The organism is Actinomycetota bacterium, from assembly GCA_036280995.1.
Classification (GTDB): Bacteria; Actinomycetota; CALGFH01; order CALGFH01; family CALGFH01; genus CALGFH01.
Genome location: DASUPQ010000363.1, coordinates 1 through 8,509, shown reverse-complemented (window position 1 = coordinate 8,509; position 8,509 = coordinate 1). Strand labels below are relative to the sequence as shown.

The following is an 8,509-nucleotide window of genomic DNA, read 5'->3' as shown; positions in this document are numbered from 1 at the left end:
CCCATCCCCGGTCCGGCACTCGACACCAAGGAGGACGAAGGTGCTGCTCGAGCACAAGAACGCCGTGGTCTACGGGGGCGCCGGGTCGGTCGGCCGCGCCGTGGCCCGCGCCTTCGCCAGCGAGGGCGCGAGGGTCTTCCTCGCCGGCCGCACCCTCGCCACCCTCGACGAGGTGGCCCGGGAGCTCTCCGGCGAGGGCGCTGAGGTCGAGACGGCGCGGGTCGACGCCCTCGACGAACGGGCCGTCGACGAGCACGCCGACGCCGTTGCCGAGCGGGCCGGCGGCATCGACGTGTCCTTCAACGCCATCGGCCACGGCGACGTCCACGGTGCCCCGCTGCTCGAGATGTCGCTGGAGGACTTCGCCCGGCCGATCGTGACCGCCATGCGCACGCAGTTCCTCACCACCAGGGCGGCCGCCCGCCATATGGCCCGGCGGGGGTCGGGCGTGATCATGGCCATCACGGCGACCACCGGCCGGCTGTCGATCCCCGAGGTGGGCGGGACCGGGGTCACCTTCGACGCCATCGAGAGCCAGTGCCGCCAGTGGGCCTGCGAGCTGGGCCGCCACGGCGTCCGCGTCGTCTGGGTCCAGACGACCGGCCTCCCCGAGGCCCTCGACGCCACCGTCGAGCGGTTCCCCGCCTACGGCACCGGGAGCGCCATGACACGTCCCGAGCTGATCGGCTGGATGCGGCGCTCCACGGAGCTGGACCGGCTGGCGTCCCTGGCCGAGGTCGGCAGGGCGGCGGCGTTCCTGGCCTCCGACCACGCCGCGGCCATGACCGCCACCGGCGTGAACCTGACCTGCGGCGCGGTCCCGGCGAGATAGCCCCGCCGCGGCGATGGTGTCGGCCATGGCCACCTGGGACGACGCACGCTGGCGCCGCGATCGGTGCAAGATGATCGGTGGGGGACAGCACCGTTCCCCGGACCCGCGCATGATCGGATTGGGCGATGGCTCCTCGACCGGCCCGGCTGGTTCCCGGGCTGCTCGTCCTGACGCTGCTGGCCCTCGGCGCCTGTGACCGGTCCGGCTCGGATGACCGGGCGGGTCCGGGGACGACGGCCACCTCCCGGGCGCCCGCGACCACCACCACGGCGCCGGCCTCGACCACGACCACCGGCGCGCCGGCGTGGACCACGGAGGCGAAGACGGGCCCTGGCCGCAGGGAGCCCCCGGACGGGCCGTCGGCGAAGCTCACGGCCGTCCGCGCCGCCGCCCACCCGGGCTACGACCGGGTGGTGTTCCAGTTCGAGGGCACCCGGGTTCCCGGCTACCGCATCGAGTACGTCGGTGAGATCACCCTCGGCGAGTCCGACGACGAGTTCCTGACCCTGCAGGGCGGGGCGCTGGTCCAGGCGACCTTCCAGGGCTCGGCCAGCGACGACCACCGGCCCGGCACCCAGACCGTGCCCGACAGGTTCACCCCCGGCCTGGCCCAGGTGAAGCAGATCGGGCTGGCCGAGGACTGGGAAGGGCTGGTCCGGCTCGGCATCGGGCTCGACCACCGGGCCGGGTTCCGCGTGCTCGAGCTGCGCGACCCGGTCCGCGTGGTCGTCGACGTCGCCTCCTGAGCCCAGGGGAACCATCGCCCCCGGCCGCGGGTTCTCCATGCAGCACCGACGACCTCCCGGGAGGGCCCGTGATGAGGAAGGCATTCACCCGCGCAGCGCTCCTGGCGGCGCTCGCCGTCGCCCTGGCGGCGTGCGGCGGCGACGACGACGGGGCGTCCGGGACCGCGGCGCCGGCGGCCCCGGAGACCACCGCGGCCCAGGAGGCGAGCGGCGCCACCGTCGCCGTCGCCAGCAGCAGGCTCGGCGAGATCCTGGTCGACGCCGAGGGCCGCACCCTGTACGCCTTCACCAAGGACAAGGGCGACCAGTCGGCCTGCAGCGGCGAGTGCGCCACCAACTGGCCGGCCCTCACCGGCACCGCCACCGCCGGCACCGGCGCCCAGGCCTCGCTGCTGTCCACCAGCATGCAACCCAACGGCACCTCCCAGGTGACCTACGACGGCCGGCCCCTCTACTACTTCGCCGGCGACGCCAAGCCCGGCGACACCAACGGCCAGGGCGTGGGCGACGTGTGGTTCGTCCTCACCGCCGACGGCGCGCTGGTCCAGGAGAAGGCGGCCGGCGGCGGCTATCCCTGATCCTTCACGGCGGCCGGGAGGGTGGCCATGGCCAGGCCCGCCTCCTACGCTTCTCGGCATGCCGATCTGTGGGCGGTGTGGCGAGGACAATCCGGCGCGGGCCCGGTTCTGTCTTGCCTGCGGGTCCCCCCTCGCCGCCTCCGGCGTGGGCCGGGAGGTACGCAAAACGGTCACGGTGGTCTTCAGCGATCTCGTGGGGTTCACGCCGCTCGGTGAGCGGCTCGACCCTGAGTCGCTCCGGGAGGTGATGACCCGGTTCTACGACCGCGCCGCCGAGGTGCTCGCCCGTCATGGCGGCACCGTCACCAAGTTCATCGGGGACGCCGTGATGGCGGTCTACGGCATCCCCCGGCTGCACGAGGACGACGCGTTGCGGGCGGTGCGCGGCGCCGCGGAGCTGGCCGAGGCGCTGGCCGAGCTGAACGGCGAGCTCGAGGCGGCGTGGGGCGTGCGCCTTGCCCTGCGGACCGGCGTGAACACCGGGGAGGTGGTGGTCGGCGACGCGGTCCAGGGGCAGGAGGTCGTCGTCGGTGACGCGGTCAACGTGGCGGCTCGGCTCGAGCAGGCGGCCGCCCCCGGCCAGGTCCTCATCGGCGAGCGGACCTGGCGGCTCGTCCGCGACGCGGCGACGGTCGAACCGGTGGCGCCACTGGCGCTGAAGGGCAAGGGCCAACCGGTGGCGGCCTTCCGGCTGCTCGGCGTCCGGCCGGACACCCTGGGACACGCCCGCCACCTGGAAGCGCCGATGGTCGGCCGGAGCGTGGAGCTCGGGCTGCTGGACCGCGCCCTGCGGACCGCCGTGGCCGGACGCGCCTGCCACCTGGCACTCGTGCTGGGCCCGGCCGGGGTTGGGAAGTCCCGCCTGGTCCAGGAGTTCCTCGCGACCGTGGAGGGACAGGTGACGGTCCTGCGCGGCCGCTGCGTCGAGTACGGGGAGGGCCTCACCTTCCTGCCGATCGCCGAGGTGATCCGCCAGGCCGCGACGGCGAGCGGCCAGGCCGGGCTCCGCGACCTGCTGCAGGGCGAGGAGCACGCCGCCTTCGTGGTCGAGGGGCTGGCGGGCATGGCGGGGACGGCTGGACAGACCGCCTCCCGTGAGGAGGTCCCGTGGGCGGTCCGGCGGCTGTTCGAGGTGCTGGCTCGTGGCCGGCCGCTGATCGTCGTCGTCGACGACCTCCACTGGGCCCAGCCCGCCCTGCTGGACCTCCTGGAGCAGGTGGCCCGCTCGGCCAGGGACGCTCCCATCCTGATCGTCGGCATGGCCCGGCCCGAGCTGCTCGACGACCGCCCAGACTGGGGGGCCACCAGCCCTGAGGTCGCCGTGATGACGCTCGAGCCGCTCGGCGAGGACGAGTGCGCCCGGCTGATCCGCAACCTCCTCGGCGGTGCCGGCGTCTCGACCAGGACGGCAGGCAGCATCGCCAGGGCCGCCGGCGGCAACCCGCTGTTCATCGAGGAGCTCATCGCCGAGCTGATCGACCAGAGCTTGCTCGTCCGCTCCCACGACCGCTGGGAGGCCACCGCCGATCTGGCCCACGTCCCCATCCCGGCCGGGGTGTCCGCGCTGCTGGCGGCCCGCCTGGATCGGCTCGAGGCCGAGGAGCGGGCCGTCCTGGAGCGGGCGAGCGTCATCGGCCAGGTGTTCGACCGGCAGGCGGTCGCCGCGCTGTCGCCAGCGCCCGCGCGGCCAGGAATCGGGCCACACCTGGCCATGCTGGCCCGCAGACAGCTGATCCGGGCCGAGGGAGCGGGCGGCGCCGGCGACGCCGACGCCGCCGGACCCTGGGAGTTCCGCTTCCGCCACCTCCTGATCCGCGACGTGACGTATGAGGCGCTGCCCAAACGCCGCCGCGCCGAACTGCACGAGCGCCTGGCCGGCTGGCTCGGGCGTGACGACCGGGTGGCGCTGCCCGAGCACGACGAGATCGCCGGCCACCACTTCGAGCAGGCCTACCGATATCTCGAGCAGCTCGGACGGGTCGGTCCCCGGGAGGTGGAGCTGGCCAGGCGGGGCGCCACGCGACTCGCCAGCGGCGGGCGGCGGGCGATGGGCCGCGACGACCCGCCCGCGGCCGTGAACCTGCTCTCCCGCGCACTCGACCTGCTCCCAACCGGCGACCCGGACCGGGTCGGGTCGCTGCTCGATCTGGGCGACGCGCTCGCCGAGGCGGGCGAGTGGCGACGAGCCCACGAGGTCCTCACCGAGGCGGTCGACGGCGCCCAGCGGGCCGGCGACCCCCTCCTGGCCGCCCGGGGCAGGATCGCCCTGCTCTACCTGGGCGAGGTGACGAGGCCGCGAGGCTGGACCGAGCAGGCGGAGCTGGAAGCCGGCCGGGCGATCGCGCTGTTCGAGCAGTCCGGCGACCGGGTTGGCCTGGCCCACAGCTGGCGGGTCATCGCCCACGTCTACAACCGCCGGCTGCAATGGGCGGAGCTGGAACGGGTCGGGGAGGGCATCGTCGCCCACGCCCGCCGGGCGGGGGATCGACGGACAGAGACGCGCATTCTGGCGGGGATCTCCGCCAGCCTGAGCCTGGGGCCGACGCCGGCCGGGGAGGCGGTCGAGCGCTGCGAGGGCATCCTCGCCGAGCTCGGCGGGGCGCCGCGGCCGACCATGATGGTGCTGGACAGCCTGGCGCTGTGCTCCGCGATGCTGGAGCGCTTCGACGAGGCCGAGCGCCTGCTGGCGCGGGCGGACGCGATCCGCGACGAGCTCACCGGCAAGCTCTGGAAGGTCGGGCGGGTCGAGTTCAGCGCCTGGACCTATCTCCTGGCCGGGCGACCGGGCGACGCCGAGCGGGTGCTTCGCCCCGCCTACGAGACGTTCGCCCGGATCGGCGAGAAGGGCGGGACCCTGGTGATCCACGCGGCGCTGCTCGCCGAGGCGATCTCTGCCCTCGGGGGCCGCGACGAGGAGGCCGAGCAGCTGAGCCAGATCGCCGAGGTGGCCGCCGCCGACAGCGAGGACGTGGCCGCCCAGGGCGCATGGCGCATGGCCCAGGCCAGGGTGCTGGCCCGCAAGGGATCGACCAGCGACGCCGAGCGGCTGGCCAGGGAGGCGGCCAAGCTGGCCGCGGCCACCCAATGCCCCCTCGTCCAGACCTCGATGCTGCTCACGCTGGCGCGCGTGCTGCTGCTCGGGAACCGGCCCGCCGAGGCGCGGCAGGCCGCCCAGGACGCCCTGGCCGTGGCCGAGCGCAAGGGCGACCTCGCGTCATCGTCGCTGGCCAGCACCCTGCTCGGCGAACTGCGCTAGGTCCGCTCAGCCGGCCAGGTAGCCGCCGTCGGCCGGCAGGACGACGCCGGTCAGATAGGAAGCATCGTCGCTCGCCAGGAAGACGGCCGCGGCGGCCACCTCCTCGGCGCGGGCGAGCCGGCGGATCCCCTGCCGCGCGAGCAGGCCGTCGAGGACTCCCTGGGGCATGCCGGCCGTGGTCGCCCGGAACGTCGGGGTGTCGATCACGCTCGGGCAGACCGCGTTCACGCGCACACCGCTCGGGCCGTACTCCAGCGCCGCCGTCCTGGTGAGCTGCAGCAGCCCGGCCTTGGCCGCCCCGTAGTGCGCGAAGCCGGGCGCGGCGGCGAGCGCCAACGTGGCCGAGACGTTCACGACGGCGCCGCCGCCGCCCTCGACCATGAGCGGGATCGCATGCTTCATCATCAGGAACGGGCCCTTGAGGTTGACCCGCACGACGAGCTCGAAGTTCTCCTCTGACAGCTCGGCCAGCGGCCGGACCATCCCATCGACCCCGGCGCAGTTGAACAGGGCGTCCAGGCGGCCGTAGGCCTCGCGCACCTCAGCCAGCAGGCGGCCGACACTGCCGGCATCGGCGACGTCGAGCCGGACGGCGCGGCCGCGCTCCCCGAGCCGCGGAGCGGCCTCCACGGCCCCGTCCAGATCGGTGCGGACGACGCTGGCCCCCTCCTCCGCCAGCCGGGCGGCGATGGCGGCACCCGTGCCCGAACCGGCACCCGTCACGATGGCGACCCGATCGTCGAACCTGCCCATGGCCTCCCCTGTTCGAACGGCTGCCGACGCAGGCTATGTACGGCCCCGGCCATCGGTCAACGGCGCCCAGCGCGGTACTGCTCACGGGCGTCCCACGTCAGGTGCTCGACCAGCAGCAGGGTCGCGCCAAGGTCGCGGAGCCGGGCCAGGAGCCCGAAGAGCGCCGCCTGGTCGACCAGCGGGCCGGCCAGCTCGGTGGTGCCGTCATCGGCCTGGGTGACGGTCAGGTCGTCGAACCAGGTCGACCAGGCCGGGTCGAGGTGGCCGCGGATGCGGATGCGGTAGCTGGCAGGCGGTTGCGCTGGTGTGCTCATGGTGTGTCACCTGGGCCGGCTTGCGGGATGGTTCGCGCCCCGGCCAGCCGGTCCCGCTGGCCGGGGCGCAAGCTTGTTAGAAGCGGTAGTGCAGGACGATCGTTCCCATCCGGGACACGGCTGTGCTGTGGGCGGCCAGCCGGTGGAACCGGCGCCAGCCCGGTGGAAACTCGGCGACCTCGGGTTCCCGGCTGAGCACGATCTCCCGGACCAGCTGCAGCTTCGGGTTCCAGGCTTCGGGTGCGCGGGGGTCGTCCATGCCGGGGAACTTGACCAGGTCGGCGACCGACTTGGTGCCGCGGGCGTGGTGGGCGATCCAGATGGCGAAGCGGGTGTAGCTGTTGAGGACGATCTCGCCGCTGGGGAAGTGGCTGATGAGCCGGTTCCAGAGCGACACCAGCTCGTCCTGGGTGTGGAACCCCATCAGCCCGTCGGCCACGATGATGGCCGGCCGGTCGCTGGGGACGGCGTCCAGCCAGTCCGGGTCGGTCACGTCGGCGCCGATGACGTGGGCGTTGGGGTGCTCGGGGATCAGGCGCCGGCGGGCGGCGGCGACCGCGGGGAAGTCGACGTCGTACCAGTCCACGGTGGCCGGCGGGGCCAGGCGCTCGAATCGGGTGTCGAACCCGGCGCCCAGGTCGAGCCCGACCGCGTCCGGGTGGCGGGCCAGGAAGTCCGAGGCCACCTGGTCCAGCTTCTTGGCCCGGAGGGCGGCGCTGAGGATGAGGTTGGTGTCGACGCGGAGCTGGCCGAAGTCGTAGTCGACGGTGCGGACGATCTGGTCGGCCGTGGCGTCGCCGAGGATGGAGTGGGGCCGGCGGTGGTCGAGGGCCCGGGCGTACAGCGTCAGCCACAGGCTCTCCTCGAGCGGTGTGAAGGTCGGAAGCGTGGTGGCCATTGGTTCGACCCCTCTCGTGTGGGACGGTGTCGTCGTCAGCTTGGCGGCGTGGCCGGTGGGGCGCGTCCACCAGAGGGTGGAGACCAGGGGTGGAACCTGCGGCCGGGGTCAGTCCAGCAGCCCGAGCGCGTGGGCGCGGGCCACCGCCTGGGTGCGGCTGTGGACGCCAAGCTTGCTGTACAGGTGGATCAGGTGGGTCTTGACCGTGCTCTGCTCCACGAACAGCTCAGCCGCCAGCTCGGCGTTGGAGCGCCCGGCCGCCAGCAGCGGCAGGACCTCCAGCTCCCGCTCAGTCAACGGCTGGACGAGCCCGGTCCGGTGCCGCCCGGGCTCCCGGCCGGGGAAGGCGGCGAGCACGGTGCCCAGGAAGGCCGGTGACACGCCGCCCGCCGGCCCGCGCCCCTCCCGGGCCGCCGCGCCCAGGTCGGCCAGGAGCGCGGCCATGGGCTCGCCCTCGTCGAGGAAGGGGCGGATGACGCCCTCCGGCTCGGCCGCGGCGACCGCCGCCGCCAGCCACCCGCGCGCCGCCTCACGGTCGCCCTGGGCGTCGGCGAGCAGCGCCCGCAGGATCAGGACCCTGAGCCGCAGCCAGCCCAGCCCGTGGCCCTCCGCCGGCTGCCAGGCGGCCTCCAGGGCGCGCTCGGCCTGCCGGAGCAGGGCGGCGTCGCCGGTGGCCCTCCCCTGGGCGACCAGGACCCGCGCCGGCGTGACGCCCGCGGCCTCGACGCCGGCGGCGCCGAACCGGAGCACGTCCGCCAGCGCCGTCGGCTTGACCGGGACGGGCCAGGCGACGGCGGCGGCCCAGGCGACCGCGGCGGCTCCGTCACCCAGGGCGAGGCGCACCCGTGCCTCGGCGCCTCCAGCAGCAGCGCCACCATCGCGAACGGCCCGTGCTCGACGAGCGGCCGGACCTCGGCCAGCACGGCTCCCGCCGCGGCCGGGTCGCCCTGGGCCAGATGCAGCCGGACCAGGGGAAGGCTCGCGAGCAGCACCAGCGGCGGCGCGTTCCCGAACTCGCGCGGGGCGGCCAGCCCTTCGGTCGCCAGCGGCCACGCTGACGTCAGGTCGTTCTCGTCGAGCAGCAGCTCGGCCAGCACCGTCCGCAGCCGCCCAACGGTCGAGGGCACGACGT

General features: G+C 74.6%; 9 protein-coding genes. 5 read left to right on the top strand and 4 right to left on the bottom strand.

Features of this window, described 5'->3' with window-relative positions:
• The 4 genes from VF468_12225 to VF468_12210 form a co-directional block, all read left to right on the top strand.
• Positions 1–832: SDR family oxidoreductase (locus VF468_12225; protein ID HEX5879064.1), on the top strand; the 832-nt coding region annotated here is incomplete at its 5' end.
• A gap of 125 nt (positions 833–957) precedes the next feature.
• The gene (locus VF468_12220) at positions 958–1,578 is read left to right on the top strand and encodes a hypothetical protein (protein ID HEX5879063.1); all 621 of its coding nucleotides are present in this window, start codon (positions 958–960) and stop codon (positions 1,576–1,578) included.
• Positions 1,579–1,649: 71 nt separating this feature from the next.
• Positions 1,650–2,156: a hypothetical protein gene (locus VF468_12215; GenBank protein ID HEX5879062.1), complete on the top strand. Its 507-nt coding sequence runs from the start codon at positions 1,650–1,652 to the stop codon at positions 2,154–2,156.
• Positions 2,157–2,214: 58 nt separating this feature from the next.
• Positions 2,215–5,412 carry an adenylate/guanylate cyclase domain-containing protein gene (locus tag VF468_12210; protein ID HEX5879061.1) on the top strand — a complete coding sequence of 1,066 codons (3,198 nt, stop codon included), beginning with the start codon at positions 2,215–2,217 and terminating at the stop codon, positions 5,410–5,412.
• Between the two features lie 6 nt (positions 5,413–5,418).
• Here VF468_12210 and VF468_12205 read toward each other — a convergent pair whose 3' ends face one another.
• The 4 genes from VF468_12205 to VF468_12190 form a co-directional block, all read right to left on the bottom strand.
• Positions 5,419–6,165, bottom strand: coding sequence for an SDR family NAD(P)-dependent oxidoreductase (locus VF468_12205; protein ID HEX5879060.1), 747 nt, complete (start codon positions 6,163–6,165; stop codon positions 5,419–5,421).
• 56 nt (positions 6,166–6,221) lie between these two features.
• Positions 6,222–6,479, bottom strand: coding sequence for a hypothetical protein (locus VF468_12200; GenBank protein HEX5879059.1), 258 nt, complete (start codon positions 6,477–6,479; stop codon positions 6,222–6,224).
• 76 nt (positions 6,480–6,555) lie between these two features.
• A complete protein-coding gene (locus VF468_12195) occupies positions 6,556–7,377 on the bottom strand; it encodes a class I SAM-dependent methyltransferase (protein HEX5879058.1) in 822 nt (273 codons plus the stop codon).
• 108 nt (positions 7,378–7,485) lie between these two features.
• Positions 7,486–8,220 (bottom strand): LuxR C-terminal-related transcriptional regulator, encoded by a 735-nt coding sequence (locus VF468_12190; protein HEX5879057.1) that lies wholly within the window; start codon positions 8,218–8,220, stop codon positions 7,486–7,488.
• A gap of 2 nt (positions 8,221–8,222) precedes the next feature.
• Here VF468_12190 and VF468_12185 point away from each other — a divergent pair, with 2 nt between their 5' ends.
• A complete protein-coding gene (locus VF468_12185; GenBank protein ID HEX5879056.1) occupies positions 8,223–8,435 on the top strand; it encodes a hypothetical protein in 213 nt (70 codons plus the stop codon).
• The last annotated feature ends 74 nt before the right edge of the window (positions 8,436–8,509 follow it).

What these genes read in the sequence shown, in the direction of transcription:
- VF468_12195 (HEX5879058.1), bottom strand. Translation starts at nt 7,377, where the DNA reads ATGGCCACCACGCTTCCGACCTTCACACCGCTCGAGGAGAGCCTGTGG.
- VF468_12200 (HEX5879059.1), bottom strand. Translation starts at nt 6,479, where the DNA reads ATGAGCACACCAGCGCAACCGCCTGCCAGCTACCGCATCCGCATCCGC.
- VF468_12215 (HEX5879062.1), top strand. Translation starts at nt 1,650, where the DNA reads ATGAGGAAGGCATTCACCCGCGCAGCGCTCCTGGCGGCGCTCGCCGTC.
- VF468_12210 (HEX5879061.1), top strand. Translation starts at nt 2,215, where the DNA reads ATGCCGATCTGTGGGCGGTGTGGCGAGGACAATCCGGCGCGGGCCCGG.
- VF468_12220 (HEX5879063.1), top strand. Translation starts at nt 958, where the DNA reads ATGGCTCCTCGACCGGCCCGGCTGGTTCCCGGGCTGCTCGTCCTGACG.
- VF468_12205 (HEX5879060.1), bottom strand. Translation starts at nt 6,165, where the DNA reads ATGGGCAGGTTCGACGATCGGGTCGCCATCGTGACGGGTGCCGGTTCG.